Genomic DNA, 26681 nt, shown 5'->3' on the forward strand with positions numbered 1-26681 from the left:
GGCCCGCCGGACAAGGCCCGCCCACATCACGGGACGGGCCCTCGGAACACCCCGTAGCCTCGTGCCCATGGCCGACAGCTCGCGTACCCACGGCACCGACGGACACCTGCGCGCCCGCTGGGCGGACACCCTGGTCCGCGCCCGGAACGGCGCACCGGGCCCCGATCCGGTGCCGTACGCCGACAACCTGCTGGCCCGCTGGGCCGAACCGCAGCGCAAGTACCACACCACCGCGCACCTGGTCGCGGTGCTCGACCACATCGACACGCTCGCCCCGTACGCCGCCGACCCGGACGCGGTGCGCCTCGCCGCCTGGTTCCATGACGCCGTGTACCGGCCCGACCGGTCCGAGAACGAGGAGCGCAGCGCCGCCCTGGCCGAGCGCGCCCTCCCGGAGGCCGGTGTGCCGGACGGGGTCACGGCCGAGGTCGCCCGTCTCGTCCGGCTCACCGTCACCCACGACCCGGCGGAGGGCGACACCGACGGGGAGGTCCTCTGCGACGCGGACCTGGCCGTGCTCGCGGGGAGCCCGAAGGAGTACGCGGCCTACGCGGCACGGGTACGCGAGGAGTACGGCTTCGTGCCCGACGAGGCGTTCCGGGAGGGGCGGGCGGCGGTGCTGCGCCAACTGCTCGGCCTGCCGAGGCTGTTCCGTACGCCGTACGGGGCGGAGCACTGGGAGCCGCGGGCTCGGCAGAACCTGCGGGCCGAACGGGACCTGCTGACCCGCTGAGCCATGGGTGAGCCACGGAGCGGTAGGCAGGAGAGCTGGTGGGCTGGTGGGCTGGTGGGCAGATACGCCGGTAGGCAGCTGCGCCCGTGGGCAGGGGAGCCAGCAGGCAGGAAGATGACAACTACGTAAATCCGACAAGCGCCGGGAATCACGTAGCGGCGGACACGGTTGTCTGCTGTCATGCCCGACTCTGCCGCACGACGCTCCCGCATGCCCCTGGCCGTCTACATCCTGGGTCTCTCGGTCTTCGCCCTGGGAACCAGCGAGTTCATGCTCTCCGGCCTGCTGCCGCCCATCGCCGACGACATGAACGTGTCGATCCCGCGTGCCGGTCTCCTCATATCCGCGTTCGCGATCGGCATGGTGATCGGCGCCCCGCTGCTCGCCGTGGCCACGCTCCGGCTGCCGCGCCGCACCACTCTGATCACTCTGATCACCGTCTTCGGGCTCGGCCAGGTCGCGGGCGCGCTGGCCCCGACGTACGAGGTGCTGTTCGTGTCCCGGGTGGTGAGCGCGTTCGCCTGCGCCGGGTTCTGGGCGGTGGGCGCGGCGGTCGCCATCGCGATGGTGCCGGTGAACGCGCGGGCCCGTGCGATGGCCGTGATGATCGGCGGCCTGTCGATCGCCAACGTGCTGGGCGTTCCGCTGGGCGCGTTCCTCGGTGAGAACCTCGGCTGGCGGTCGGCGTTCTGGGCGGTCGGCGCGGCCTCCGCCGTGGCACTGGTCGGGGTGGCGACACTGATCCCGCGCATCCCCCTGCCGGAGCGCAAGCCCCGGCTGAAGCAGGAGATGGCCATCTACCGGGACCGGCAGGTGTGGCTGTCGATCGTGATCACGGCGCTCGCCGCGGGCGGCGTCTTCTGCGCGTTCAGCTATCTGGCCCCGCTGCTGACGGACGTCGCCGGGCTGGACTCGGGCTGGGTGCCGACCGTGCTCGCGCTCTTCGGGATCGGTGCGCTGGTCGGCACGACGATCGGCGGCCGGGTCGCGGACGCGCACCTCTTCGGGGTGCTGATGAGCGGGATCGCGGCCTCGACGGTCTTCCTGGTCGCGCTGGCGCTGTTCGCGTCGAGCCCGGTCGCGGCGGTCGGGCTCGCGTTCCTGCTGGGCCTCTCGGCGTTCTACACGGCCCCGGCGCTGAACGCCCGGATGTTCAACGTCGCGGGTGCCGCCCCGACGCTGGCCGGGGCGACGACGACCGCCGCGTTCAACCTGGGCAACACGGGCGGCCCCTGGCTGGGCGGTGCGGTGATCGACGCCGACTTCGGCTTCACGGCGACGGCGTGGGCGGGGGCGGCGATGACGGTGGTGGCGCTGGTGGCCGTGGTGTTCTCGCTGCGGCTCCAGGGCGGCGGACGCTCGCGCCGGGTGGCGGGGGCGCCAGCCGCGGCGTCCGTGGCAAAGGCAACGGGATCGGCATCGGCGGCCCCCGGGGCTTCGGTCGTGGGACCGGCGGACGTGCCGGTGCAGGCTCCGGTGGACGTGCCGGTGGAGGCGTGCGCGGACGGGCGCCCCTCGACCACTGCCTGATCGCGGATCGCGCTCTCCCCTTCCCCTCTTTCCCCTTCCCCCGTTCTCCCCCTCCCCTGTTTTCCCCTCCCCCGTACACCGGCTCCCGGAATCCGCCGTCAGGCGCCGGGGGCCGGTCGTCCTTTCGGGCGGCGCAGCCCCGCCTGCGTGATCCGGCGGACCAGCTCCTTCGAACCGATCTGCACGGCCCCGGCGCGTACCGCGTCCTCGTACCGCGCATCCGGTACGTCGTAGTGGTCCCGGTCGAAGGCCCGGGGCGGGCAGCCGATGGACGCCGCGAAGGCGTGCAGTTCCTCGAAGGACACATCGCTGACCAGGTGCGACCAGAACCGGCCATGCCCCGGCCACTGCGGCGGGTCGATGTACAGCGTCACCGGCGCAGTATCCCGGCCAGTGAACCGACCGGCGCCACGGCCACCGCGGCCTTGGTGCACACCCAGTGCGGATCCGGCCCCAGCTCCGGTTCGACATCGAGGGCGTGCGGGTCGCCCGCGTCACAGACCGGGCAGAGCGGCCAGCGTCCGTACCGTTCGAGCAGGGCGTCCTGCACGTCCTGGGCAACGAGCCCGACCACGAACGCGGCGCCCTCGGGCCACTGCTCCACCCACCAGCGGCGGTGCGTCACCGCGTCCTCGACCATCGAGACGATCCCGGCCTCGGCGACATCCCCCGCGGCGAGATCGGCCATGACCAGCGCACGGGCCGTATGCAGGGCCTGTTCCAAGGGATTCATCTCCATGGCCCCATTGTCCCCTGCCCGAACAGTCGGCCCCCCTCGGCGGGATAGGGACAGACGCGGTCCGCCCCGCACGGCCGGAAGCGGACGGAAGGGGGACCGGCCGAAGGAACAGGGGCCAGAGAGGGGTTGACGGGTAACCCGGTTGAAAATATCTTTCAAATGTGACCCATGACCTGAAGGAAAGTTTCAGCGCTGAATCCCCGCCCGCCCCGGCGGCCCTCGCGGCCAAGGTGCGTACGCTCGCGCCGTCCATGACCCGTTCCATGCAGCGCGTCGCCGAGGCCGTGGCCGGTGATCCGGCCGGCTGCGCCGCCCTCACGGTCACCGGTCTCGCCGAGCTCACCGGCACCAGCGAGGCGACCGTGGTCCGCACCGCCCGCCTCCTCGGTTACCCCGGCTACCGGGACCTGCGCCTGGCCCTCGCCGGGCTCGCCGCGCACCAGCAGTCCGGCCGGGCCCCCTCCGTCACCGCCGACATAGCGGTCGACGACCCGATCGCCGACGTGGTCGCCAAGCTGGCCTACGACGAGCAGCAGACCCTCGCCGACACGGCCGCCGGACTCGACACGGTGCAGCTCGGCGCCGCCGTGGCCGCCGCCGCCACCGCCCGCCGGATCGACATCTACGGGGTCGGCGCCTCCTCGCTCGTCGGCCAGGACCTGGCGCAGAAGCTCGCCCGCATCGGCCTGATCGCGCACTCCCACACGGACCCGCACCTCGCGGTGACCAACGCCGTACAGCTGCGCTCGGGCGACGTGGCGATAGCGATCACGCACTCCGGCTCCACGGTCGACGTCATCGAGCCGCTGCGCGTCGCCTTCGACCGCGGGGCGACGACGATCGCGATCACCGGCCGCCCCGACGGCCCGGTCACGCAGTACGCCGACCACGTGCTGACCACGTCCACCGCCCGGGAGAGCGAGCTGCGGCCCGCCGCCATGTCGAGCCGCACGAGCCAGCTGCTCGTGGTCGACTGTTTGTTCATAGGCGTCGCGCAGCGCACCTACGAAACGGCCGCACCGGCCCTCGCGGCCTCCTACGAAGCACTGGCCCACCGCCACACCCCGCGCCCCCGCTGACCGTCCCGGTCCCCGACGGGCCGGGGAACGCACCACCGTACGAGACCGAGAAGACGAAGACCGAGAAAGCTGAGCCGCCCCCCATGACCTCCACCCCCGACACCGACGCCGCCTCCCCCGCCGCTTCCGACCCGTCCGGCGGATACGGCGAGCTGCGCGCCGAGCTGGCGACGCTCACCACCGAGGCGTTCCGGCCGGAGCTCGCCGAGATCGACCGCCTCGGCACGCTCGACATCGCCCGCATCATGAACGGCGAGGACCAGTCCGTACCGGCCGCCGTCGGCGCCCGGCTCCCCGAGATAGCCGCCGCCATCGACGGCACCGCGGCGCGCATGGCCCGCGGCGGCCGGCTGATCTACGCGGGCGCGGGCACCGCCGGACGGCTCGGCGTGCTCGACGCCAGCGAATGCCCGCCCACCTTCAACACCGACCCGTCCGAGGTCATCGGGCTGATCGCGGGCGGCCCCGGCGCCATGGTCAAGGCCGTCGAGGGTGCCGAGGACAGCAAGGAGCTGGCCGCAGCCGACCTCGAAGCACTGCACCTCACCGCCGACGACACCGTGGTCGGGATCTCCGCCTCCGGCCGCACGCCGTACGCGATCGGCGCCGTCGAGCACGCCCGCGCCAAGGGCGCCCTGACGATCGGCCTGTCCTGCAACGCGGACTCCGCACTCGGCGCGGCCGCGGAACACGGCATCGAGATCGTCGTGGGCCCGGAGCTGCTCACCGGCTCCACCCGGCTCAAGGCGGGCACGGCCCAGAAGCTCGTCCTCAACATGATCTCGACGATCACGATGATCCGGCTCGGCAAGACGTACGGGAACCTGATGGTCGACGTCCGCGCCTCGAACGAGAAGCTGCGCGCCCGTTCCCGCCGGATCGTCTCGCTCGCCACCGGTGCCTCCGACGCCGAGATTGAAGCCGCCCTGGCCGCGACCGACGGCGAGGTGAAGAACGCCATCCTCACCCTCCTCGGCCAGGTCGACGGCCCCACCGCCGCCACACTGCTGGCCTCGTCCGACGGCCACCTCCGCGCCGCCCTCGCCGCCGCCCCCCGCACCACCTGACCGCCAGCCCCGCCCCCACACCACCTACCTCTTCCCTGTCCCCCGCCCCCGCACTACCTGTACTGCCCGCACCACCCGCACCCCCGCACAGCAAGGCCCCAGCACCATGGCACCAGAAGACAAGAACCGCGCCACCGCCGCCGCGATCCTCCCCCTCGTCGGCGGCGCCGCGAATGTCGAATCCGTCGCCCACTGCATGACCCGGCTACGGCTGGGTCTGCGCGACCGCTCGCTCGCCGACGACGAAGCCCTGAAGGCGGTCCCCGCCGTCATGGGCGTGGTCGAGGACGACACCTACCAGATCGTCCTCGGCCCGGGAACCGTCGCCCGGGTCACTCCGGAATTCGAACGACTGGTCGCCGAAGCCCGGACGGCGGAGCCCGGAGCCCCCTCCACCCCACAGCCCGCACCCCCCACCGGAACCGGGCCTGATCCCACCGAGCCCGCCACGACCGCGGCCGGGCTGGCCGCGCAGGGGGCCGCGATGAAGGCGGCCCGGAAGGCGAAGAACGCCACACCGTTCAAACTGTTCCTGCGCCGGGTCGCGAACATCTTCGTCCCGCTGATCCCCGCGCTCATCGGCTGCGGCATCATCGCCGGGCTCAACGGCCTGCTGGTGAACCTGGGCTGGCTGCCCTCGGTCACCCCCGCACTGGCCGCGACGGCCTCCGGCTTCATGGCGCTGATCGCCGTGTTCGTCGGCTTCAACACGGCGAAGGAGTTCGGCGGAACACCGATCCTGGGCGGCGCGGTCGCCGCGATCATCGTCTTCCCGGGCGTCGCGAACATCGAGGCGTTCGGCCAGAAGCTCTCCCCGGGCCAGGGCGGTGTGCTCGGCGCGCTCGGCGCGGCGGTACTCGCGGTGTACGTGGAGAAGTGGTGCCGCCGCTGGGTTCCGGAGGCACTGGACGTCCTGGTCACCCCGACCCTCACGGTCCTGGTCTCCGGTCTGGTCACGCTCTTCGGCCTGATGTACGTGGCGGGCGAGATCTCCACCGCCATCGGCACCTTCGCCGACTGGCTGCTCTCCAACGGCGGCGCGGGCGCGGGCTTCGTACTCGGCGGCCTCTTCCTCCCCCTGGTGATGCTGGGCCTGCACCAGGCGCTGATCCCCATCCACACCACCCTCATCGAGCAGCAGGGCTACACCGTGCTGCTCCCCATCCTCGCGATGGCGGGCGCGGGCCAGGTCGGTGCGGCCGTCGCGGTCTACTTCCGCCTCCCCCGCAACGGCTCGATCCGCCGCACGATCAAGTCCGCCCTCCCGGCCGGTCTGCTCGGCGTCGGCGAACCGCTGATCTACGGCGTCAGCCTCCCGCTCGGCCGCCCGTTCATCACGGCGTGTGTGGGCGGCGCGTTCGGCGGCGGCTTCGTCGGCCTGTTCAACCAGCTCGGTGACAAGGTCGGCTCCACCGCCATCGGCCCGTCCGGCTGGGCGCTCTTCCCGCTCCTCGACGGCAACCACGGCCTGGGCACCACGGTCGCGATCTACGCGGGCGGCCTGCTGGTCGGCTACCTGGCCGGCTTCCTCGCGACGTACTTCTTCGGCTTCGGCAAGGATCTGCTGGCGGAGTTCGACGTCGCCCAGGAACCGGCCGCGCCCCCGGCGACGGCGCCCGGCTCCCCGGCCAACGGCCCCGACACCCCCACGAAGGAACCCGCCGGAGTCTGACCCCCGCGCCCCGGCACCCGGCACCCGGCACCCGGCACGAACGGCCGCACACGGATGAGGGGCGGCACCCAGGCCGGGTGTCATCCCTCATCCGTGTGCGGCCGCCCCGCTCACACCGGGGGCACCTCCGCACCGCCCTCGTCCGGCTCGGTGAACAGAGCAGACATCGGCGTGCCCCCACACCCATGGCCCCTGTTCCTCGTCACCGCTGTCACCGCTGTCACCACTGTCACCACTGTCATGGCCGTCATGGCCGTCATGGCCGTCATGGCAGCCTTCCTTGCCTGTTGACCTCCCGGACCCGGGCCCGCAGCACCTCCCGCAGCGGCGCGGGGCGCACCGAATCCGGCGGGCACTCCCACTCCGGCCCCCCGCCCGGCGCCCGCAGCTGCACGTACGACCCGCTCGTCCCCATCACGCGGCCCACCCGGCCGTCCCGGGTGTCCACCGCGAACGATCCCGGCTCGGGCGCCACCGGCTCACGGCTCTCACTCCTCATGACCAGCCGACCTCTGCGCCTCCAGCACCACACTCAGCCGCAACGCCGTATCGAGGTTGCACCGCCCCAGGTCGACCAGCGGCGCCACCGGATCGTCCCCCGCACACGACACCGGGTCGATCCGCAACGACGGCAAGGTGATCCCGATGCTTGAGAATCCCTCCTTCAGCCGTGTCACCGCGTCCTCCGCGGCCCGCACTCTGCCCTCCGCGACCCCGCGCCGTTCCTTGATCGTCATGAGCCATTCCTTTCCACGCTGAGTAACGACAATGCACACCCAGCGTGTCCAACGCGCCGCACGCCAGGAAGAGGCGCCGAACCTACAACCGCACATCTGTCACAGGGAGTTGTCATGCTGCGCCCAAGCGATTCACCCCTCCGGATTCCGGCGCACAACAGGCGCGGACCAGCCGGCAGCACTCCCCGTAACACCCCCGAGCACCCCGAAACCCCTCCGCTCCCCTACCACCGCACGCGCACCCCTGCACAACGACGCCACCGTTCATCCGGAGAACTAGGAATAAAGACCGAAATCCCTTGATTGAGTGGAGGTTTCAGGCCATACATGCGATTGGGGCGAAGAATGCCCCATCCGGACGCAATCATGCGGCGGTGATCTCAACAACCCGGACGGCACACCGCTCCCGTCCCCGCCCCAAGTCGCTGCGCACGGCCGGACTCGGCGCCCTCGCCGCGCTGGCCCTGCTCCCCGCGTTCCCGGCCGCGGCCGTCTCCCCCGCCGCCGCTCCCGCGCAGGCGCCGGCCGCCCGTACCGCCGCCCATGTGCTTCCCCGCACCCCCACCCCCGCCGAGGCCAGGACCTCCGCGCGCCTCGCGGCCCTGCGCGACAACCCGGCGCGGCTGACTGCCTTCTTCAAGGCGCTGCCCAAGGGCGGCGACCTGCACAACCACCTGTCGGGCGCGGTCACCACCGAGTACCTGATCAAGCTCGCGACCGAGGACGGGCTCTGCATCGACGCGACGACGACGGCCGTGGCGCCGCCGTGCGGTCCGGGAACCCGGCCCGTGGCCGACGCGCAGCGCGACGCCGCGTTCCACCGGCGGATCATCCGGGCCTGGTCGATGCAGGACTTCCCGGCCGGCAAGTCCGGGCACGACCAGTTCTTCGACGCGTTCGGCAAGTTCAGCATGGCCACCTGGTACACCCGGGGCAAGATGCTCGCCAACGTGGCCAACACCGTGGTCGAGCAGAACCAGTTCTACCTGGAGACCCTGGTCACCCCCGCGTCGGAAAGCAGCAAGGCGCTCGCCGAGAAGGTGGGGTACGACTCCGACCTGGCCGCCCTGCACCGCAAACTGCTGGCGGGCGGGCAGCTCGACCGGGTGGTGGACGAGGCGGTCAAGGAGGCCGACGACGCCGACGTGCAGTTCCGGGCGACCGCGCACTGCGACACCCCGCGCCCCGACCCGGGCTGCAGGCTCCCCGTCCGGTGGGTCTCCCAGGTGTCCCGGAACAGCTCCCCGGTACGGGTGTTCACACAGATGGCGGTCGGCATGCGGCTTGCCGAGCGCGACCCGAGGTTCGTCGCGGTCAACCTCGTGCAGCCCGAGGACGGCGCGACCGCACTGGCCGACTACAGCCTCCAGATGCGGATGCTGAAGTACCTGCGCGGCCAGTACCCGGCCTCCCACCTCACCCTGCACGCCGGTGAGCTGGCCCCCGGCCTGGTCAAGCCCGAGGGCCTGACCTTCCACATCCGTGAAGCCGTGCTCGTCGCCGGGACCGAGCGCGTCGGCCACGGCGTGGACCTGCTCCACGAGGACGACTGGCGCCAGCTCGCCCGGACGATGGCGCGGCGGAACGTGGCCGTCGAGGTGCCGTTCTCCAGCAACAAGCAGATCCTCGGCGTCGCGGGCGGCGACCACCCGTTCGACGCGTACCGCCGCTACGGCGTTCCGGTCGTGCTGGCCAGCGACGACCCGGGCGTCTCCCGGATCGACATCAGCCACGAGTACCAGTACGCGTCCACGACGTACGACCTCGGCTACGTCGAGCTGAAGGACCTGGCCCGCGCCTCGCTGGAGTACGCCTTCCGCGAGGGCCGCGGCCTGTGGGCCGACTCCGCGCCGTCCCGCTACCGCCCGGTCGGCGCCTGCCTCGCCGACCGGCTGGGCAGCGACCGCCCGAGCCCGCGCTGCGCCCGCTACCTCGCCGCCAACCCCAAGGCGGCGACCGAGTGGCGTCAGGAAGCGGCCTTCGCCGTGTTCGAGCGCCACAACGCCTGATCACCCACCCGCACCACCCGCTTCACCTGTCTCCTCCGGGCCCGGGGCCTGTGTCCCGGGCCTGTGTCCCGGGCCCGGAGGAGACAGCCCCGCACCCCCTTGCTCACCCGGTTCGCCCGAATCCGCCGACCACAGATGGCCGAGCGTGCCGAGCACCAGACGGCAGACCTCGTCCGGCTCCGCGCCGGCCAGCGGTTCGCGCGCGACGACCGTCCGCATCAGACCGATGCCCAGCAGCCAGGCCATGGCCAGATCCGCCCGCAGCACCGCGTCCGGAGCCCCGGAGAGCCCGGCCAGCGCGCTCTGATACTCCTCCCCCAGTTCTCGCAGCGTTCCGGCCGCTTCGTCGCCACGCCCCACCGAACGCAGATAGACCTCCAGGGAACGGTCCTCCGCACCCTCCGCACTACGGGTCAGCATCGAACGCAGGGCGGTCTCGAACAGCTCCTCCGGCGGCGTCGCCCGCAACTGCTCCAGCCCGCCCAGAGCCACGACTTCCGTCAGCAAACCTCGTTTCGAGCCGAAATAGCGGAACAGCAGGGCCTGGTTGACCCCGGCCCTCGCCGCGATGCCGCGGACCGTCGTCCCCTCGTAGCCCCGCTCCGCGAACAGGTCACGGGCCGCCTCCAGCAGCCGCCGGCGGGTGGCCACGGCGTCCCTGCGGCGTTCTTCGGGCGGCGGAACGGAACCGGGCTCCATGACGCTCTCCTCTCGAACGGCCCGTCAGGATAACGGCCGTAAAGCGTCGTTGACTGCCCCAGAAGGACGCTCCTACCGTTGTAAGCAGCTGCTTACATCCGGGAGGACGCAGTGACCACCGCTGACATCACACCCCTCGCCTACCCCTTCAACACCCCCGACGGGCTCCAGCTCGCGGACGCCTACGAGCGCGTACGCGAACAGCCCGGCCTGTTACGGGTCCAGATGCCCTACGGCGAACCGGCCTGGCTCGTCACCCGCTACGCCGACGCCCGGCTGGTCCTCGGCGACCAGCGCTTCAGCCGCGCCGCCGCCGCCTCGCACGACGAGCCCCGGCAGTCCGAGGGACAGCGGGACGGCGGCATCCTCGGGATGGACCCGCCCGACCACACCCGGCTGCGGTCCCTGGTGGCCAAGGCGTTCACCGTCCGCCAGGTCGAGAAGCTGCGCCCCCAGGTCCGCGAGCTGACCGCCGGCCTCCTGGACACGATGGAGGCGACCGGGGCCCCCGCAGATCTGGTCGACCTCTTCGCGCTGCCGCTGCCGGTCGCCGTGATCTGCCGCATGCTGGGCGTCCCCACCGAGGACCGGCCGCTCTTTCGCAAGTGGAGCGACGACGCGCTGTCGACCAGCTCCCTCACCGCCGCGGAGTTCGAGGCGAGCCGCGAGGAACTGCGGGCCTACATGGCCGGGTTGATCGAGCAGCACCGCCGCGCACCGCAGGACGACCTGATGACGGCGCTCATCGAGGCCCGCGACGGCGGCGACCGGCTCTCCGAGCTCGAACTCGTCGATCTGTGCGTCGGCATCCTGGTGGCCGGGCACGAGACCACCGCGTCCCAGATCCCCAACTTCGTGCTCACCCTCCTGGACCACCCGGACCAGCTCGCCCGCCTCCGGGCCGAACCCGCGCTCGTCCCGAACGCGGTGGAGGAGCTGCTGCGCTTCGTGCCGCTGGGCAGCGGCGCGGGGCAGGCCCGGTACGCCACCGAGGACATCGAGGTCGGCGGAACGCTCGTCCGCGCGGGCAGCCCGGTCCTGGTCGCCGTCGGCGCCGCCAACCGCGACGCCCTGCGGTTCAGCGCCCCGGGCGTGCTCGATGTCGCCCGGGAGGGCAACCAGCACCTCGGCTTCGGCCATGGCGTCCACCACTGCCTGGGCGCCCCGCTGGCCCGGCTGGAACTCCAGGAGGCGCTGTCCGCCCTCATCACCCGCTTCCCGGGACTGCGCCTGGCGGCCGACGTCACCTGGAAGTCCGAGATGCTCGTACGCGGCCCACGCGTCATGCCGGTGGAGTGGTGACCGCCATGACCTGGACCGTACGCGTCGACCCCCAGCTCTGCCAGGGCTCCGGCATGTGCGCCGGTACGGTCCCCGGCGTGTTCGAACTCGACGGTGAACGCGCCCGCGCCCGCACCGACGAGATCGAGCCGGACGAACAGGTCCTGGACGCCTCCGACATCTGCCCGGCCCTGGCCATCACCATCCACGAGGGAACCACCGTCATCGGCCCCCGCCGCGACTGACCCGCCCACTGCCCCGCTCACCCGGTGTGCCGGACCCCCGTCCCGCACACCGGGTCGCACCCCTCCCGTCGGTCAACTCGGGGTTCACCCGCCACCCGCCGCCCGGCACCCGGCACCCCCGCGTTCCGCGTTCCCTGGCCCGCACCCGCTGAACGGCCTTGACCTCAAGTCCAGTTGAGCTTCTAAGGTCGGTTCCGTCGCCCCAGCCCGAGCGAGGGCGGCGATGCCCGAGCACGTGCCGCGATGACGGAACCGACGGAGGAACCAGTCATGGAGTACTCGCACAACGACGCCGAACTGACGCAGCAGCCCATCGGCTACTGGAGCTGGGCGGCCTACAAGGCCGTCGTCTCCCGGACCCGGGCCGCGCTCGGGGAGATCGGCACCAACCAGCCGCAGTGGTGGGTTCTCGCACAGGTCGCGCGGGCCGAAGGCGGCAGGAGCCGTGACGAGGTGTCCCGGCTCCTGCGCAACTACCTCGACACCGGCCCGGAGAACATGGAGGCGGAGATCGACCAGACCATCGCCCGGGGCTGGGTCACCGAGGACGCCGAGGGACGCCTGGACATCACCGCCGAGGGCACGGCCTTTCACGCCAAGGCCGCGGCCCTGCAGGAAGAGCTGTGGGCGGAACGGCACGCCGGCATCTCCGACGAGGAGTACCTCACCACGCTCAAGGTGCTCCAGCGGTTCATCCACAACACCGGCGGGCGCGCCTGGCACCACTGACGCGGCTGCGGCGGGACGGCGAGGCGGTGGCGCAGCGGGGCTGCGGGACGGCGTGCCGGAGCGGGGGCGGGAGGGCAGTGGGGCGTGTCCGAAAGTTGCTCCCACCTGGGGGTGGTTTGGCAGCGCATCGCCCGCTGGACAGCCACCGCACGTGCTCCCCTTGGCGCGCATCGTAATCAACCGTCCCAAAGGGGAACACCACCCATGTCCGAGCCGTCCCGCGAGCAGATCGTCTCCGCGCTCCACGAAAGGCCCGCCATCGCGCTGACGCCCGGCACCCGGCTGGACGCCGAGCGGCCCGGCTCGCTTCCGGTGTCGCCCAGCGCCGTGTGGGATCTGCCGGGCGGCACCGCCTGGGTGTACCACGGCGAGGGCAACCCCGGCCTCGTACGTCCGGTGATCCTCGCCGACGGCTTCGGTACGGGCCCCAGCGAGCTGGAGTTCTCCTGGCAGATCCTGGAGTTCGGTGACTATCCGCTCATCAGCGAGCTGCGCCGCCGCGGGCGTGACGTCATTCTCCTCGGCCACCACGAGCGCGGGGCGTCGATTCTGGACAACTCCCGCACCGCGCGCGCCGCGATCACCCGGGCTCTGGCGGAGCGGCTGGGCGCCACCCCGCTGGTCGTCGGCGGGTTCAGCACGGGTGGGCTGGTCACCCGGCACGCGCTGGCCAGGATGGAGTACGAGGGCGCCGACCACGGCACGGCGCTTTACTTCTCGTACGACACTCCGCACCGGGGCGCCTGGGTGCCGGTCGCGCTCCAGGCGTTCGCGCATTACGTCAAGGACCTCGACGGCCGGTTCTCCGAGCAGATCAACAGTCCGGGCACCCGTGAACTGCTGTGGCGGCACATCGGGACCTGGGACGGCACGCCGGGCCGGAGCCAGGCGCGTACCGCGTTCCTCGCGGAGATGGCGGCCGTCGGCGAATGGCCGCGCCGCCCCCGGCTGATCGGTGTCGCCAACGGCACCGCCGACGGCGTCGGCACCGACGTACGGGCGGGCGAGCTGGCCCTGGAGGGGACGGGCCGCTCGGTCGTCGGCACCCTGCTCCACACCCAGGCGCCCGGCCCCGGCGTCTGCGTGGCGAAGCTCCGGGTGGCGGCGCCGAAGACCCATGAGGTACGGACGCAGGGGCTGCCGTCGATCGACGGCGCACCCGGCGGCTCGCTGGAGGGCTTCGGCATCGTCGCCGACGGCCTCAACGCCCTCGGCCCGGACCTCGGCCTCACGACCGCCGTGCGCATCCGGTCGCACTGCTTCGTACCGTCCGTCAGCGCGGTGGACGTCGGCGATCCGGACACGGACACGGAGCTGTACCAGGACATCTCCGCGCTTCCGGCCGGGGCGGGCGGGCTGGACGACTACCGGCTCGCCTCCCGGAACGAACCGCACGCGCTCGTGACCGGGGAGCTCTGCGCCTGGCTCCTCGGCCACCTTCCGTAGACGTCTCCGGCCTCCTTTCCGGCCTCCTTCGGCGGACCCGCGGAAGGAGGAACGGCGTCGGCCCCTGGGACCAGTTGGTCCCAGGGGCCGACGCGGCAGAGCTCGACGCTGTGCCGGAAGGAACTACCGATCCGTCAGGATCAGAAGTCCATGTCACCGCCCGGCATGCCGCCCGGGGCGGCCGCGGCGGCCTTCTCCGGCTTGTCGGCGATGACGGCCTCGGTGGTGAGGAACAGCGCGGCGATGGACGCGGCGTTCTGCAGGGCGGAGCGGGTGACCTTCGCCGGGTCGAGGATGCCCTCGGCGATCATGTCGACGTACTCGCCGGTCGCGGCGTTCAGACCGTGGCCGACGGCCAGGTTGCGCACCTTCTCGACGACGACGCCGCCCTCAAGACCACCGTTGACGGCGATCTGCTTGAGCGGGGCCTCCAGCGCCAGCTTCACGGCGTTGGCGCCGGTCGCCTCGTCACCCGAGAGCTCCAGCTTCTCGAAGACGGCCGAGGCCTGGAGCAGAGCCACGCCACCACCGGCGACGATGCCCTCCTCGACGGCGGCCTTGGCGTTGCGCACCGCGTCCTCGATGCGGTGCTTGCGCTCCTTCAGCTCGACCTCGGTCGCGGCACCGGCCTTGATGACGGCCACGCCGCCGGCCAGCTTCGCGAGGCGCTCCTGGAGCTTCTCACGGTCGTAGTCCGAGTCGGAGTTCTCGATCTCGGCACGGATCTGGTTGACGCGGCCCTGGACCTGGTCGCTGTCACCGGCACCGTCGACGATCGTCGTCTCGTCCTTGGTGATGACGACCTTGCGGGCGCGGCCGAGCAGGTCGAGACCGGCGTTCTCCAGCTTGAGGCCGACCTCCTCGGAGATGACCTGGCCACCGGTGAGGATGGCGATGTCACCGAGCATGGCCTTGCGGCGGTCACCGAAGCCCGGGGCCTTGACGGCGACGGACTTGAAGGTGCCACGGATCTTGTTGACGACCAGGGTCGACAGGGCCTCGCCCTCGACGTCCTCGGCGATGATCAGCAGCGGCTTGCCGGACTGCATGACCTTCTCCAGCAGCGGAAGGAGGTCCTTCACGTTGCTGATCTTCGAGTTGACGATCAGGATGTACGGGTCGTCGAGCGACGCCTCCATACGCTCCATGTCGGTGGCGAAGTACGCCGAGATGTAGCCCTTGTCGAAGCGCATACCCTCGGTGAGCTCCAGCTCCAGACCGAAGGTCTGGGACTCCTCGACGGTGATGACGCCTTCCTTGCCGACCTTGTCCATGGCCTCGGCGATGAGCTCGCCGATCTGGGTGTCGGCAGCGGAGATGGAGGCCGTCGAAGCGATCTGCTCCTTGGTCTCCACGTCCTTGGCCTGCTCCAGGAGAGCGGCGGAGACGGCCTCGACGGCCTTCTCGATGCCCCGCTTGAGCGCCATCGGGTTGGCACCCGCGGCGACGTTGCGCAGACCCTCGCGGACGAGCGCCTGGGCGAGAACGGTGGCGGTGGTCGTACCGTCGCCGGCGACGTCGTCCGTCTTCTTGGCGACCTCCTTGACCAGCTCCGCACCGATCTTCTCGTACGGGTCCTCCAGCTCGATCTCCTTGGCGATGGAGACACCATCGTTGGTGATCGTGGGGGCGCCCCACTTCTTCTCAAGGACGACGTTGCGACCCTTGGGGCCAAGGGTGACCTTGACGGCGTCGGCGAGCTGGTTCATGCCGCGCTCGAGACCGCGCCGGGCCTCCTCGTCGAACGCGATGATCTTGGCCATGTGAAGTGGTCCTCCCGGACAGGGGTGGATTTCTCCGGACCGGATGGCGCCCGCGACGGACGGCCTGCGTGCCTGGTGGTTCCTTGCCCCACCGGCCTGCGGGCCTCACCGGCCCGGTCCAAGTTCTGTCACTCTCACCTGGAGAGTGCTAACGCCAATGATTAGCACTCGACCCCCGAGAGTGCAAGCGTCCCCCTCGGGATGTGGACAGTGCGCCGGACGCGCCACAGGCCGTCCGCGGGGCGCACCACAGGCCGTACACAGGGCGCGTCGCAGGTCGTACGCAAGGCGCGTCGCAGGCGCGTGCCGGACGCACCACGGACGGGTGCGCCGGACGGCGTCACGCGCGGTGTGCCGGGGCGTCACGGGACGCGCTGAGGGCCCGTACCTCATGGGTACGGGCCCTCAGTGCGTGAGTGGTGTCGTTGGCCGACCGCTCGAACTCAGCCGACGGCGAGCTTGACCATGTCTGCCTGCGGCCCCTTCTGGCCCTGCGAGATCTCGAACTCAACTCGCTGACCCTCTTCAAGGGTGCGGTACCCGTCCATCTGGATCGCGCTGTAGTGGACGAAAACATCCGCACCACCGTCGACCGCGATGAAGCCGTACCCCTTCTCCGCGTTGAACCACTTGACGGTGCCCTGAGCCATGCCTAACTCCCCTATTACTGGCCCTTGCGCAGGACCGCACTTCGCGGACCCGGGTCAGAACTCACCCTCCGACAGGTAGAGGGTGTGTGCGCCGGAACGCGTCGACCGCGGCTGAATGTATCTGCCCAACTGCCCTCTGCAACAGGTCAATCGGACGAGAATTCTCGGCAGCACCGAACACCCGGATATACGCGATTCAGAAGATTCCCGGGCAAGTCGGGCCGGGCAAAGGCGACTTATGCCGCAAGGGGAACACGCACTTTGGCTGCATCTTGTCGTGAGGGGGCGCATTCTCATACGCGGTTGACGCGAGCAGCTGGGGGGACTTCCCCTACTCTACCGCGCTCAACCATGCAGAATTGCCCCCTCCGTTTGAATGACGGAGAGGGCAATTCGACAACTCGGCGCAACGACAACGCGGCGCGATCAGACAGGCGTCAGCAGCCGCCCGCCACAGCCGGGATGATCGAAATACCGGCGCCCTCCGGCGTGGCGGTGTTCAGGCCGTCCTCGAAGCGGACATCGTCGTCGTTGACGTACACGTTCACGAAGCGGCGCAGCTTGCCCTGGTCGTCCAGGACACGGGCGGCGATGCCCGGGTGGCTCCGCTCCAGGGACTCGATCACCTGGGAGAGGGTCGCGCCCTCGGCGGGGACCTCGGCCTGGCCGCCGGTGTAGGTGCGGAGGATGGTGGGGATACGGACCTTGACGCTCATGGTGGTGTCCTTCCTGGAGGCTCGGGTGGTCAGCTGGTGGCGAGGCCGGCGGCGCGGAACGCCTCCAGGCTGGGCCGGATCGTCGCGGTCGCCTGCGAGGTCTCGGCCACCGCGTCGAGGGTCTTGAGACCGTCACCCGTGTTCAGTACGACGGTGGTCAGCGCGGGGTCGATCAGACCGGCCTCGATGAGCTTCTTCGTCACGCCGACCGTCACCCCGCCCGCCGTCTCCGCGAAGATGCCCTCGGTGCGGGCCAGCAGCTTGATCGCGTCGACGACCTGCTCGTCGTTCACGTCCTCGACCGCGCCGCCGGTGCGGCGGGCGATGTCCAGGACGTACGGGCCGTCGGCCGGGTTGCCGATCGCGAGGGACTTGGCGATCGTGTCCGGCTTCTGCGGCCGGACGACGTCGTGACCGCCCTTGTACGCCACCGAGACCGGCGAGCAGCCCTCGGCCTGGGCGCCGAAGAGCTTGTACGGCTTGTCCTCGACGAGGCCGAGCTTGATCAGCTCCTGGAGCCCCTTGTCGATCTTGGTGAACTGCGAGCCGGAGGCGATCGGGATGACCAGCTGGTCCGGGAGCCGCCAGCCGAGCTGCTCGCAGATCTCGTACGCCAGGGTCTTGGAGCCCTCGCCGTAGTACGGGCGCAGGTTGACGTTGACGAAGCCCCAGCCCTCGCCGAGCGGGTCGCCGATCAGTTCGGAGCAGAAGCGGTTGACGTCGTCGTAGGTGCCCTCGATGCCGACCAGCTCGCCGCCGTACACCGCGGCCATGACGACCTTGCCCTGCTCCAGGTCGTGCGGGATGAACACGCAGGAGCGGAAGCCGGCCCGGGCGGCGGCGGCGCCCACCGCACCGGCGAGGTTGCCGGTGGAGGAGCAGGACAGCGTGGTGAAGCCGAAGGCGCGGGCGGCCTCGATGGCCTGGGCGACGACACGGTCCTTGAAGGAGTGCGTGGGGTTGCCGGAGTCGTCCTTGACGAACAGCCTGCCCGGCTCGACGCCCAGCTCACGGGCGAGGTTGTCGGCCTGGACCAGCTTGGTCCAGCCGGGGTTCAGGTTCGGCTTCTCGGCGACGTCGGCGGGGACCGGCAGCAGCGGGGCGTAGCGCCAGATGTTGGCCGGACCGGCCTCGATGCGCTTCTTCAGCTCCTCGGGGGAACCGCTCGGCAGTTCGTACGCGACTTCGAGCGGTCCGAAACAGGAGGCACAGGCGAAAATCGGGCCGAGGTCGAAACGTTCGCCGCATTCGCGGCAGGAAAGCCCGGAAGCGGGTCCGAGGTCGACGGTCGCGGCGGATTCGGTGGTGTCGGCGGAAGCGTCGATGCTTACTGCAGCGGTCTGCGCAGCCATGATGGCGAGGCCCTTTCTCCTCATCTTCCCCGCGGCGCGTTTCGCCACGAGACGGAATTGGCACCTTCCTCACCGGACCGCACGGTCGGTGGGGGGGTTGCCGGGACTTCAACGGGCCGTTCCCTCAGTCCCTCTGGATGAGCGCTGTGGCACCGGACCTTCGATCCGGGCATTTATCGGCGGACGGACCCCGGCATGCGAGGGTCGTCCGCGTTGTTCAAGACTGTAACCGAAGCAGCGGACGGTTGAGATAGTCGTCCGAACCGCGAGATGGATCACATACAGGGAGTATCGACCGTGCTGGAAGAGGTCGAGTGCTGGCTGGCCAGGCGTTCCTGGTCGGCCGCCGACCGCCCGCTGGACCGCCTCCTGGCCGCGCGGGCCGCGGCCGGGGAGGCGGGGCGCGGAAGCGTCAGCGTCGTACTGCCCGCGCTGAACGAGGAGGCGACGGTCGGCGAGATCGTCGCGACGATCCGGCGCGAGCTGATGGAGAAGGTCCGGCTGGTCGACGAGCTGGTGGTGATCGATTCCGGTTCCACCGACGCCACCGCCCGGGTGGCCAGGGAGGCGGGCGCCCGGGTGGTGCACCGCGACGCGATCCTGCCCCGGATACCGGCCGTGCCCGGCAAGGGCGAGGTGCTGTGGCGGTCGCTCCTGGTGACCGGCGGGGACATCGTGTGCTTCGTGGACGCCGACCTGAAGGACTTCTCGGCGGACTTCGTCTCCGGCATCGTCGGCCCGCTGCTGACCGATCCGGACGTGCAGTTCGTCAAGGCGATGTACGACCGCCCCTTCGGTGACACGGCGGGGCAGGGCGGCCGGGTGACCGAGCTGGTGGCGCGTCCGCTGCTCAATCTGCACTGGCCCCGGCTGGCCGGTTTCGTACAGCCGCTGGGCGGTGAGTACGCGGTGCGCCGCTCGCTGCTCGAACAGCTTCCGTTCCCGGTCGGCTACGGCGTGGAGCTGGGGCTCCTGGTCGACGCGCTGCACACGGTGGGGCTGGACGCGCTGGCCCAGGTCGACGTGGGGGTGCGCAAGCACCGGCACCAGGACGGGCAGGCGCTCGGCCGGATGGCGGCAGCCATCTACCGGACGGCCCAACTCCGGCTGTCCCGAGGGCACTTGGTGCGCCCGGCGCTCACCCAGTTCGAACGCGGGGCGAACGGGTTCGTGCCCCGGACCCACGCCGTGGACACCGAGGAGCGGCCCCCGATGTGCGAGATCGAGGAGTACGTGGCGCGCCGCGCGGCCTGATTTCGCACGTTTGGGCGGTTCGCGATCGGGCTAGATTCCGCAACATGGTCTCCGCGCACGCATCCCGCCCCACCGACCGGACCGGCGACACCCGGCCCGACGGCGCCCCGTCGGGCGACGCCCCGCCCGGCGCCCAGGTTCTCGTCGCGTCCAACCGCGGCCCGGTCTCGTACACCCGGGAGCACGACGGGTCGCTCACCCCGCGGCGGGGCGGCGGCGGTCTGGTCTCCGGGCTGAGCGCCGTGGACGACAAGCTGTGGGTGTGCGCGGCGCTGGGCGACGGGGACCGGGAGGCGGTCCGGCGCGGGGTGGGCGAGCCGGGCGTACGGATGCTCGACATCGACGCGGGCACGTACGCCGACGCGTACAACGGCATCGCCAACTCGGTGCTCTGGTTCGTCCACCACCTGCTGTACCAGACCCCGTTGGAGCCGGCCTTCGATGCGGGCTTCCGCCGCCGGTGGGCGTCGTTCGAGCGGTACAACCGGGCCTTCGCCGAGGCGCTCGCCGAGGAGGCCGGGCCGGGCGCGGCGGTGCTGGTGCAGGACTACCACTTGGTGCTGGTCCCGGGCATGCTCCGCGCGCTCCGGCCCGATCTGCGCATCGGCCACTTCTCGCACACCCCGTGGGCGCCGGTCGACTACTTCCGGCTGCTCCCCGACGACATCGCCGAGCAGGTGCTGCGCGGCGTCCTGGGCGCGGACCGGGCGGCGTTCCTGACCCGGCGCTGGGCGGACGCGTTCACCGGCTGCTGCGAGCGGATCCTGGGCGGCACCGGGGACACCCGGATCGGGGTGCACGGGCTCGGCGCGGACGGGGACTTCCTGCGCCACCGGGCGCATGAGGCGGACGTGGACGAGCGGATGGCGGCGTTGCGCGAGCAGATCGGCCCCGGCCGGAGGACGATCGTGCGGGTGGACCGAACGGAACTGTCCAAGAACATCGTGCGTGGCCTGCTCGCGTACCAGGAGCTCCTGGCCGAGCGGCCCCAGTGGCGCGAGCGCGTCGTCCACGTCGCCTTCGCCTACCCCTCGCGGCAGGACCTCGCGGTGTACCGGGACTACACGGCCGAGGTCCGGCGGGTCGCCGACGACATCAACAGGAAGTTCGGCACGGACGGCTGGACGCCGGTGGTGCTGCACGTCGAGGACGACTTCGCCCGCTCCCTGGCCGCGTACCGGCTGGCCGACGTGGCACTCGTCAACCCGATCCGCGACGGCATGAACCTGGTCGCCAAGGAGATCCCGGTGGTCTCCGACCACGGCTGTGCGCTGGTCCTGTCCCGGGAGGCGGGGGCGTACGAGGAGCTGGGCGGCGACGCGGTCGTGGTGAATCCGTACGACGTGTCGGCGACGGCGGCGGCGCTGCACGAGGCGCTGACGATGGCGGAGGACGAGCGGGCCGCCCGCACCGAGCGCCTGGCCGCGGCGGCGGTCGCGCTGCCTCCGCAGCAGTGGTTCCTGGACCAGCTGGACGCGCTGCGGCGGGGGTAGGCCGTGCCCCGGCCCGGGGTGCGGAAGGGCGGGGCACAGCCCGCGGGGCGCGGGGCGCGGGAGGGCGAAGGGCGGCGGAATCCCGGCTCGATCAGCCTGTACCCGCCTCCAGCCGGCTCGCGAGTGAGCGCAGGAACTCCACCACCGCCCCCGGGCCGGACAGGAGGAGGTCGGCGCGGCCGGACAGCTCGGGCACTTCCGCGCTGCCGCTGCACGCCAGCAGTCCGGGGATGCTGTCGGCACCGTCGGCGCGGAGCCTCTCCACCGCGGCGAAGGCGGCGAGGTCGCCGAGGTCGTCGCCCGCGTAGAGCACGGACCGGGCGCCCGTCTCGCGTACGTACTCGGTGAGTGCTACGCCCTTGTCGACGCCGGGCGGGCGCAGCTCCAGGACCATACGGCCGGGCTCGACGATCAGTCCGTGCCGGGCGGCCAGCTCGTCGAGGGGCTTGCCCAGGGCCTCGAACGCCCCCTGCGGGTCGGCGGCGCGGCGGGTATGGACGGCGATGGCCTGGCCCTTCTCCTCGATCCAGGTGCCGTGCCAGGAGCCGGAGCGGTCCAGGACGCCGGGGAGTTCGGCGCGGACGGTGGCGATGCCGGGGTGCGGGGCGGGGGCGTGGACGGTGCCGGTGACGGCGTCCCAGCGTTCGGCGCCGTAGTGGCCGAGGACGACGAGGTGGTCGAGGCCGGGCACGGAGGCGAACCCGCCGTGCCGGACCGCGACCGAGGCCGGGCGGCCGGTGATCACGGCGACGGAGGCCACCTTCGGGGCGAGCGCGGCGAGGGCCGGGACGGCGCCGGGGTGGGCGCGGGCCTGCTCCGGGTCGGGGACGATGTCGGCGAGGGTGCCGTCGAAGTCGAGCGCGATCACGGCACGGCCGGGGCGGGCGAGGATCGCGGCGAGGGCCTCGCGGCCGGCCGCGGTGGTGGGGGTCGGGAGCCCGGCGGGCGGCTGGCCCGGGGCGGGTGCGGATGCGGGGGTGGGTGCTTCCGGGTTGCTGCCCATGGGGCGAGCCTATAGCGGGGAGGCGGGGCGGGGGCGGCCGTCCGCCAAGCCCGTCCCCGGCGGGGAGTGGCCGGTGGGCGCTCCGGGGACGGCGGGGTGTTCCTGGGCCCCGCCGGGTGTGCTCGGCCCCGCCGGTGTTCCTGGGTCTGCGGGCGTTCCCGAGCCCGGCGGTCCTGGCCCGGGGGTGTCAGCGGGCCCCGGAGGCGTTGCTGGGTCCGGTGGGGCTTCCCGGGCCTGCGGGTGTTCTCGGGCCTGCGGGTGTTCTCGGGCCCGGGGCCGTTCCCGGGCCAGGACCGTTCCCGGGCCGGGCGGGGTGTGCTCGGCGGCGGGGTGCCGGGGTGCGCGGCCGTGCTCAGCGGCGGTCGCGGCGGGCGTCGCGTACCCGGCGCAGGCGGTTGACCGTGACCGGGTCCTCCGCCAGGGCGCGGCGGTCGTCGAGGAGGGCGTTGAGCAGCTGGTAGTAGCGGGTGGGCGAGATGCCCAGCTGCTCACGGATCGCCCGTTCCTTCGCCCCGGGACCGGGCCACGACTGCCGTTCGACGGCGAGCACGGAGCGGTCCCGCTCGGAGAGGGCGTCGGGGGCGTCGTCGGCCCCGGGCGTGGCAGCGGTCATATCAGCCAACCTATCGCCCGTCCGGCAGAGTGACACCTGGGCCGGTGCCCGGGAGTCCGGCGCCCAGGCAACCGGTGCCGTGGGTGACCGGCGCCCTGGGAGACCGGTGCCGCGGGAGGCGCCCCTACTCGTCGCGCTCCGCCGCGGCCGCGTCACGGGCGACCTGGCTCAGCGCCTTCTCGGGGCTGCTGCCCGGCTCGACGGCCCGGCCCACGTTCTCCTTGAGCGAGGCGCTGGTCTGGGCCCACGACGTCCTGCCGTACGGGTAGAACTGCGAGTCCGGCAGCGCGCTCAGGAACTTCCGCAGCGGCGCGTACCTGGGGTCGGACTCCATGGCCGCCGAGGCGCTGTCGGTGACCGGGAGCATGTCGTACTCGTCGGCGAAGGCGATGACGTTCTTGTCGGTGAACAGGTAGTCGAAGAACTTGCCCAGCTGCACGCGGTGGCCGCTCTGCCTGAAGCCCATGATCCAGTCGGCCACGCCCAGCGAGTTGCGGGCCGGGCCGTCGCGACCGGGCATCGGCACCATGCCGACCGGCACGCCCTTGCGCCCGGCCTCCTGCATCAGCGTCGGGTGCCCGTTCAGCATGCCGACCCGGCCGTCGGTGAAGGCGGAGAACGCCTTCTGCCGGTCGAGTTCGCCGGGGGCCTGCGGGCCGACGAGCCCCGGCTCGACCAGGTTGGTCTTCAGCCATGCGAACGTCTTCACGTTCTCGGTGGAGTCGATGTCGTACGAGCCGCTGTCGTCGGTGTAGCCGCCATCCCCGCCGAGCAGCCACATCATGGTCTCGGCCTGGGCCTCCTCCCGGCCGAGCGGCAGCGCGAAGGGGTAGTCCACGCCGCGCTGCTTGAGCGCCGCCGCGTCGTCGCGGATGTCGTCCCAGGTCCGCGGGGCGTCGAGGCCCGCCTGCGCGAAGAGCTTCTTGTTGTAGAAGAGCAGCCGGGTGCTGGCGACGAACGGCAGCCCGTACTGGGTGCGGTCGACGCTGCCCGCGTCGGCGAGGGACGGCAGGAAGTTGGCCTGCGTACGTATGGACAGCATCTGGTCGGCCCGGTAGAGCTTCCCGGCCTTGGCGTAGTCGGCGTACGAGGCGACCTGGGCGATGTCGGGGGCCTGCCCCTTCTCCACCATCGCGGCGACCTCGCGGTCGATGTCCTTCCAGGAGCGGATGCTGACGTCGACCTTGATCCCGGGGTGGGAGGACTCGAAGCCCTTGACGACCGCGTCCCAGTACTTCCGCGAGGTGTTGGCCGGGCCCGTTCCGTAGTCGGCCGCGACGAGCTTGAGCGTGACGTCCCCCGACCCGCCGTCTCCCCCGCAGCCCGTCAGCGCCGCCGTCATGCCCAGCGCGGTGAAGACCGCCGTCCGTACCCGGTAGCGCAACTGCACAGCCCAGACCGTCCTCGTCCATCGCGGTGTCCGCGCCGGCCGCACCGGCACGGGGTCCTCGGATGAGGAGCGATCCTGCACCAGCGGATCACCGCAGGTCTACACCTTCGGCGGTCTCGCTTTCGCAACGCGACCGGTACCTCACCAGGAGCAGCGGCCGGAAGCGGGCACGTCCTTGACCGTTATTTTGTATGCATCCGCAACAAACCGGGGTAGTGGACTAGACCTTTTTGGCTCCTCGGGCGAAACTGTTTCCCGTGAAACACGTCATCGCCCTCGATGTGGGCGGCACCGGAATGAAGGCCGCACTGGTCGGGGCTGACGGCGCACTGCTGCACGAAGCGCGGCGGGCGACCGGCCGCGAGCGCGGCGCCGAAGCGGTCGTGGAGTCGATTCTCGGCTTCGCCGCCGACCTTCGGGCGTACGGCGAGGAGCACTTCGGCGAGAGCGCCGTGGCGGCCGGGGTGGCCGTGCCCGGCATCGTCGACGCCGAGAACGGGACGGCGGTCTACGCCGCGAACCTGGGCTGGCGCGACGTACCGATGCGCCGCCTGCTGGGCGAGCGGCTCGGCGGCGTACCCGTCGCGCTCGGCCACGACGTACGCACCGGCGGGCTGGCCGAGGGACGGATCGGCGCCGGCAAGGGCGCCGACCGCTTCCTCTTCGTGCCGCTGGGCACCGGCATCGCCGGGGCCATCGGCATCGCGGGCACGATCGAGGCGGGCGCGCACGGGTACGCGGGCGAGATCGGGCACATCGTGGTCCGCCCGGACGGCCCCGACTGCGGCTGCGGCCAGCGCGGCTGCCTGGAGACGCTGGCCTCGGCCGCCGCCGTGAGCCGCGCCTGGGCCGCGGCGTCCGGCGATCCGGCGGCGGACGCGGCGGACTGCGCGAAGGCCGTCGAGTCCGGCGACCCGGCGGCGGTGGAGGTCTGGCGGAACGCGGTGGACGCGCTCGCCGCCGGGCTGGTCACCGCGCTGACGCTGCTCGACCCGCGCACGCTCATCATCGGTGGCGGTCTCGCCGAGGCCGGGGAAACCTTGTTCACACCACTCCGTGCGGCCGTCGAGGAACGGGTCACGTTCCAGAAGCTGCCCCACATCGTCCCGGCGGCCCTCGGGGACACCGCCGGATGCCTGGGCGCGGGGCTACTCGCCTGGGATCTTCTCTCCACGGAGGTATCCGCCTGATGGCCGGACGCGCAGACAGCACGGTTCTCGCAGGTGCCCGGGTGGTGCTTCCCACCGGGACCGTCGAGGGCGGCCGGGTGATCGTAGAAGGCACCCGGATCGCGGGCAGCGCGGCGCAGGACGCCCGGACCCTCGACCTGAGCGGTCACTGGGTGGTGCCCGGCTTCGTCGACATGCACAACCACGGCGGCGGCGGCGCCTCCTTCACCTCCGGCACCGTGGACGAGGTCCTCACCGGCGTCCGCACCCACCGCGAGCACGGCACCACCACCCTGGTCGCCTCCACGGTCACCGGCGAGATGGACTTCCTCGCCCACCGGGCCGGTGTGCTGTCGGAGCTGGTGGAGCAGGGCGACCTGGCCGGCATCCACTTCGAGGGGCCGTTCATCTCGCCCTGCCGCAAGGGCGCGCACAGCGAGAACCTGCTGCGCCACCCCGACCCGGCCGAGGTCCGCAAGCTGATGGACGCGGCGCGCGGCACCGCGAAGATGTTCACGCTCGCCACCGAGCTGCCGGGCGGCATCGACTCGGTGCGGCTGCTCGCCGAGCACGGCGTGATCGCCGCGATCGGGCACACCGACGCCACGTACGAGCAGACCGTCGAGGCGATCGACGCGGGCGCCACCGTCGCCACCCACCTCTACAACGCGATGCCGCCGCTCGCCCACCGCGAACCCGGCCCGATCGCGGCGCTGCTGGAGGACGAGCGGATCACCGTCGAGCTGATCAACGACGGTACGCATCTGCACCCCGCCGCCCTGGAGCTGGCCTACCACCACGCGGGCGCCCACCGCGTCGCGCTGATCACCGACGCGATGGACGCGGCCGGTTTCGGCGACGGCCGCTACCAGCTCGGCCCGCTCGCGGTCGAGGTCAAGGACGGGGTCGCACGGCTGGTCGAGGGCAACTCGATCGCGGGCTCCACGCTCACCCTGGACACCGCGTTCCACCGGGCCGTGACCATCGACCGGATTCCGGTCGGCGACGTCGTGCAGTCCATCTCCGCCAACCCGGCCCGGCTGCTCGGTGTGTACGACCGGGTCGGCTCGCTGGAACCGGGCAAGGACGCCGACCTGGTGGTGCTGGACGAGGACTTCGTCCTCCAGGGCGTCATGCGCAAGGGCGAATGGATCAAAAAGCCCCGAATCGCCTGATCCAACGCATGGCTGACGGCGTGTTGAACACGTAACGAAGAGACGGCGGTTGGTCCGGAGGTCTGGGCCGACCGCCGCCTCTTTGACATGATCGCCGGGGAAACAGCCAGTGAAAGCGCGCCCCACCCCAGGTTCCG

Annotated in this window: 26 protein-coding genes and 1 riboswitch; of the genes, 14 read left to right on the plus strand and 12 right to left on the minus strand. The window is 71.7% G+C overall.

Going from position 1 to position 26681, the window contains the following annotated elements; genetic code table 11:
* Positions 1-67 precede the first annotated feature (67 nt).
* Positions 68-733 carry a hypothetical protein gene (locus ACFVWY_RS22515; protein WP_389875215.1) on the plus strand — a complete coding sequence of 222 codons (666 nt, stop codon included), beginning with the start codon at positions 68-70 and terminating at the stop codon, positions 731-733.
* A gap of 210 nt (positions 734-943) precedes the next feature.
* Entirely contained in the window at positions 944-2263 is a 1320-nt protein-coding gene (locus ACFVWY_RS22520; protein ID WP_389875413.1) for a Cmx/CmrA family chloramphenicol efflux MFS transporter, read from the plus strand.
* 98 nt (positions 2264-2361) lie between these two features.
* On the opposite strand, the gene ACFVWY_RS22525 is transcribed toward ACFVWY_RS22520, so the two are convergent.
* Together ACFVWY_RS22525 and ACFVWY_RS22530 are read right to left on the minus strand one after the other, a co-directional pair.
* The gene (locus ACFVWY_RS22525; RefSeq protein ID WP_389875218.1) at positions 2362-2637 is read right to left on the minus strand and encodes a DUF4031 domain-containing protein; all 276 of its coding nucleotides are present in this window, start codon (positions 2635-2637) and stop codon (positions 2362-2364) included.
* Positions 2634-3002, minus strand: coding sequence for a hypothetical protein (locus ACFVWY_RS22530; protein ID WP_389875221.1), 369 nt, complete (start codon positions 3000-3002; stop codon positions 2634-2636). Before ACFVWY_RS22530 ends, ACFVWY_RS22525 begins: the two co-directional genes overlap by 4 nt.
* 161 nt (positions 3003-3163) lie before the next feature.
* Here ACFVWY_RS22530 and ACFVWY_RS22535 point away from each other — a divergent pair, with 161 nt between their 5' ends.
* The 3 genes from ACFVWY_RS22535 to ACFVWY_RS22545 all read left to right on the plus strand — a co-directional run bounded on the left by ACFVWY_RS22535 (position 3164) and on the right by ACFVWY_RS22545 (position 6820).
* Complete coding sequence (locus ACFVWY_RS22535; protein WP_389875223.1) at positions 3164-4081, plus strand: MurR/RpiR family transcriptional regulator; 918 nt, start codon at positions 3164-3166, stop codon at positions 4079-4081.
* A gap of 83 nt (positions 4082-4164) precedes the next feature.
* Positions 4165-5148, plus strand: coding sequence for an N-acetylmuramic acid 6-phosphate etherase (murQ, locus tag ACFVWY_RS22540; protein ID WP_389875226.1), 984 nt, complete (start codon positions 4165-4167; stop codon positions 5146-5148).
* Positions 5149-5254: 106 nt separating this feature from the next.
* Positions 5255-6820, plus strand: a complete 1566-nt coding sequence (locus ACFVWY_RS22545) for a PTS transporter subunit EIIC (protein ID WP_389875228.1) — start codon at positions 5255-5257, stop codon at positions 6818-6820.
* Between the two features lie 265 nt (positions 6821-7085).
* Here the strand turns inward: ACFVWY_RS22545 and ACFVWY_RS22550 are convergent, their stop codons facing one another.
* Complete coding sequence (locus ACFVWY_RS22550) at positions 7086-7319, minus strand: hypothetical protein (RefSeq protein ID WP_389875230.1); 234 nt, start codon at positions 7317-7319, stop codon at positions 7086-7088.
* Positions 7309-7557, minus strand: a complete 249-nt coding sequence (locus ACFVWY_RS22555; protein WP_389875232.1) for a hypothetical protein — start codon at positions 7555-7557, stop codon at positions 7309-7311. The genes ACFVWY_RS22550 and ACFVWY_RS22555 overlap by 11 nt, the downstream gene beginning before the upstream one ends.
* 374 nt (positions 7558-7931) lie before the next feature.
* Here ACFVWY_RS22555 and ACFVWY_RS22560 point away from each other — a divergent pair, with 374 nt between their 5' ends.
* Positions 7932-9566: an adenosine deaminase gene (locus ACFVWY_RS22560; protein WP_389875235.1), complete on the plus strand. Its 1635-nt coding sequence runs from the start codon at positions 7932-7934 to the stop codon at positions 9564-9566.
* On the opposite strand, the gene ACFVWY_RS22565 is transcribed toward ACFVWY_RS22560, so the two are convergent.
* Positions 9567-10265 (minus strand): TetR/AcrR family transcriptional regulator, encoded by a 699-nt coding sequence (locus tag ACFVWY_RS22565; protein ID WP_389875237.1) that lies wholly within the window; start codon positions 10263-10265, stop codon positions 9567-9569.
* A gap of 111 nt (positions 10266-10376) precedes the next feature.
* Here ACFVWY_RS22565 and ACFVWY_RS22570 point away from each other — a divergent pair, with 111 nt between their 5' ends.
* The 4 genes from ACFVWY_RS22570 to ACFVWY_RS22585 all read left to right on the plus strand — a co-directional run bounded on the left by ACFVWY_RS22570 (position 10377) and on the right by ACFVWY_RS22585 (position 13966).
* Positions 10377-11567, plus strand: coding sequence for a cytochrome P450 (locus ACFVWY_RS22570; RefSeq protein ID WP_389875240.1), 1191 nt, complete (start codon positions 10377-10379; stop codon positions 11565-11567).
* Between the two features lie 5 nt (positions 11568-11572).
* Positions 11573-11791, plus strand: a complete 219-nt coding sequence (locus ACFVWY_RS22575) for a ferredoxin (protein ID WP_389875242.1) — start codon at positions 11573-11575, stop codon at positions 11789-11791.
* A gap of 270 nt (positions 11792-12061) precedes the next feature.
* Positions 12062-12520 carry a MarR family winged helix-turn-helix transcriptional regulator gene (locus ACFVWY_RS22580; RefSeq protein WP_389875244.1) on the plus strand — a complete coding sequence of 153 codons (459 nt, stop codon included), beginning with the start codon at positions 12062-12064 and terminating at the stop codon, positions 12518-12520.
* Between the two features lie 204 nt (positions 12521-12724).
* On the plus strand, positions 12725-13966 hold the full coding sequence (locus ACFVWY_RS22585; RefSeq protein WP_389875247.1) for an esterase/lipase family protein: 1242 nt from the start codon (positions 12725-12727) through the stop codon (positions 13964-13966).
* A gap of 140 nt (positions 13967-14106) precedes the next feature.
* Here the strand turns inward: ACFVWY_RS22585 and groL are convergent, their stop codons facing one another.
* From groL to thrC, 4 genes are all read right to left on the minus strand, one after another.
* The gene (groL, locus tag ACFVWY_RS22590; RefSeq protein WP_352280049.1) at positions 14107-15729 is read right to left on the minus strand and encodes a chaperonin GroEL; all 1623 of its coding nucleotides are present in this window, start codon (positions 15727-15729) and stop codon (positions 14107-14109) included.
* 443 nt (positions 15730-16172) lie between these two features.
* On the minus strand, positions 16173-16379 hold the full coding sequence (locus ACFVWY_RS22595; protein ID WP_003967346.1) for a cold-shock protein: 207 nt from the start codon (positions 16377-16379) through the stop codon (positions 16173-16175).
* A 437-nt stretch (positions 16380-16816) separates the two neighbouring features.
* Positions 16817-17095, minus strand: coding sequence for a ubiquitin-like small modifier protein 1 (locus ACFVWY_RS22600; RefSeq protein WP_389875249.1), 279 nt, complete (start codon positions 17093-17095; stop codon positions 16817-16819).
* 29 nt (positions 17096-17124) lie between these two features.
* The gene (thrC, locus tag ACFVWY_RS22605) at positions 17125-18447 is read right to left on the minus strand and encodes a threonine synthase (protein ID WP_389875252.1); all 1323 of its coding nucleotides are present in this window, start codon (positions 18445-18447) and stop codon (positions 17125-17127) included.
* Positions 18448-18464: 17 nt separating this feature from the next.
* Positions 18465-18591, minus strand: a riboswitch (SAM riboswitch).
* A 153-nt stretch (positions 18592-18744) separates the two neighbouring features.
* Between thrC and ACFVWY_RS22610 the strand changes: the two genes are divergently transcribed.
* Both ACFVWY_RS22610 and ACFVWY_RS22615 read left to right on the plus strand, forming a co-directional pair.
* Positions 18745-19701, plus strand: coding sequence for a glucosyl-3-phosphoglycerate synthase (locus ACFVWY_RS22610; protein ID WP_389875416.1), 957 nt, complete (start codon positions 18745-18747; stop codon positions 19699-19701).
* Positions 19702-19745: 44 nt separating this feature from the next.
* Complete coding sequence (locus ACFVWY_RS22615) at positions 19746-21194, plus strand: trehalose-6-phosphate synthase (RefSeq protein WP_389875255.1); 1449 nt, start codon at positions 19746-19748, stop codon at positions 21192-21194.
* A gap of 91 nt (positions 21195-21285) precedes the next feature.
* Here ACFVWY_RS22615 and otsB read toward each other — a convergent pair whose 3' ends face one another.
* From otsB to ACFVWY_RS22630, 3 genes are all read right to left on the minus strand, one after another.
* The gene (gene otsB, locus ACFVWY_RS22620) at positions 21286-22197 is read right to left on the minus strand and encodes a trehalose-phosphatase (protein WP_389875257.1); all 912 of its coding nucleotides are present in this window, start codon (positions 22195-22197) and stop codon (positions 21286-21288) included.
* A 352-nt stretch (positions 22198-22549) separates the two neighbouring features.
* Positions 22550-22810 carry a DUF3263 domain-containing protein gene (locus ACFVWY_RS22625; protein ID WP_389875259.1) on the minus strand — a complete coding sequence of 87 codons (261 nt, stop codon included), beginning with the start codon at positions 22808-22810 and terminating at the stop codon, positions 22550-22552.
* A gap of 124 nt (positions 22811-22934) precedes the next feature.
* On the minus strand, positions 22935-24152 hold the full coding sequence (locus ACFVWY_RS22630; protein WP_389875418.1) for an extracellular solute-binding protein: 1218 nt from the start codon (positions 24150-24152) through the stop codon (positions 22935-22937).
* A 305-nt stretch (positions 24153-24457) separates the two neighbouring features.
* On the opposite strand from ACFVWY_RS22630, the gene ACFVWY_RS22635 reads away from it, so the two are divergent.
* Together ACFVWY_RS22635 and nagA are read left to right on the plus strand one after the other, a co-directional pair.
* Positions 24458-25390: an ROK family protein gene (locus ACFVWY_RS22635; RefSeq protein WP_389875261.1), complete on the plus strand. Its 933-nt coding sequence runs from the start codon at positions 24458-24460 to the stop codon at positions 25388-25390.
* Entirely contained in the window at positions 25390-26544 is a 1155-nt protein-coding gene (nagA, locus tag ACFVWY_RS22640; RefSeq protein ID WP_389875262.1) for an N-acetylglucosamine-6-phosphate deacetylase, read from the plus strand. Before ACFVWY_RS22635 ends, nagA begins: the two co-directional genes overlap by 1 nt.
* The last annotated feature ends 137 nt before the right edge of the window (positions 26545-26681 follow it).

It is taken from the genome of Streptomyces sp. NPDC058195, from assembly GCF_042883525.1.
Lineage (GTDB): Bacteria > Actinomycetota > Actinomycetes > Streptomycetales > Streptomycetaceae > Streptomyces.

Bases quoted from the DNA above. Each gene is read 5' to 3' on its own strand.
- ACFVWY_RS22515 (WP_389875215.1), top strand. From the start codon at position 68: ATGGCCGACAGCTCGCGTACCCACGGCACCGACGGACACCTGCGCGCC.
- ACFVWY_RS22520 (WP_389875413.1), top strand. From the start codon at position 944: ATGCCCCTGGCCGTCTACATCCTGGGTCTCTCGGTCTTCGCCCTGGGA.
- ACFVWY_RS22530 (WP_389875221.1), bottom strand. From the start codon at position 3,002: ATGGAGATGAATCCCTTGGAACAGGCCCTGCATACGGCCCGTGCGCTG.
- murQ (WP_389875226.1), top strand. From the start codon at position 4,165: ATGACCTCCACCCCCGACACCGACGCCGCCTCCCCCGCCGCTTCCGAC.
- ACFVWY_RS22545 (WP_389875228.1), top strand. From the start codon at position 5,255: ATGGCACCAGAAGACAAGAACCGCGCCACCGCCGCCGCGATCCTCCCC.
- ACFVWY_RS22550 (WP_389875230.1), bottom strand. From the start codon at position 7,319: ATGAGGAGTGAGAGCCGTGAGCCGGTGGCGCCCGAGCCGGGATCGTTC.
- ACFVWY_RS22555 (WP_389875232.1), bottom strand. From the start codon at position 7,557: ATGACGATCAAGGAACGGCGCGGGGTCGCGGAGGGCAGAGTGCGGGCC.
- ACFVWY_RS22565 (WP_389875237.1), bottom strand. From the start codon at position 10,265: ATGGAGCCCGGTTCCGTTCCGCCGCCCGAAGAACGCCGCAGGGACGCC.
- ACFVWY_RS22575 (WP_389875242.1), top strand. From the start codon at position 11,573: ATGACCTGGACCGTACGCGTCGACCCCCAGCTCTGCCAGGGCTCCGGC.
- ACFVWY_RS22580 (WP_389875244.1), top strand. From the start codon at position 12,062: ATGGAGTACTCGCACAACGACGCCGAACTGACGCAGCAGCCCATCGGC.
- ACFVWY_RS22585 (WP_389875247.1), top strand. From the start codon at position 12,725: ATGTCCGAGCCGTCCCGCGAGCAGATCGTCTCCGCGCTCCACGAAAGG.
- groL (WP_352280049.1), bottom strand. From the start codon at position 15,729: ATGGCCAAGATCATCGCGTTCGACGAGGAGGCCCGGCGCGGTCTCGAG.
- ACFVWY_RS22595 (WP_003967346.1), bottom strand. From the start codon at position 16,379: ATGGCTCAGGGCACCGTCAAGTGGTTCAACGCGGAGAAGGGGTACGGC.
- ACFVWY_RS22600 (WP_389875249.1), bottom strand. From the start codon at position 17,095: ATGAGCGTCAAGGTCCGTATCCCCACCATCCTCCGCACCTACACCGGC.
- thrC (WP_389875252.1), bottom strand. From the start codon at position 18,447: ATGGCTGCGCAGACCGCTGCAGTAAGCATCGACGCTTCCGCCGACACC.
- ACFVWY_RS22615 (WP_389875255.1), top strand. From the start codon at position 19,746: ATGGTCTCCGCGCACGCATCCCGCCCCACCGACCGGACCGGCGACACC.
- otsB (WP_389875257.1), bottom strand. From the start codon at position 22,197: ATGGGCAGCAACCCGGAAGCACCCACCCCCGCATCCGCACCCGCCCCG.
- ACFVWY_RS22625 (WP_389875259.1), bottom strand. From the start codon at position 22,810: ATGACCGCTGCCACGCCCGGGGCCGACGACGCCCCCGACGCCCTCTCC.
- ACFVWY_RS22630 (WP_389875418.1), bottom strand. From the start codon at position 24,152: ATGACGGCGGCGCTGACGGGCTGCGGGGGAGACGGCGGGTCGGGGGAC.
- nagA (WP_389875262.1), top strand. From the start codon at position 25,390: ATGGCCGGACGCGCAGACAGCACGGTTCTCGCAGGTGCCCGGGTGGTG.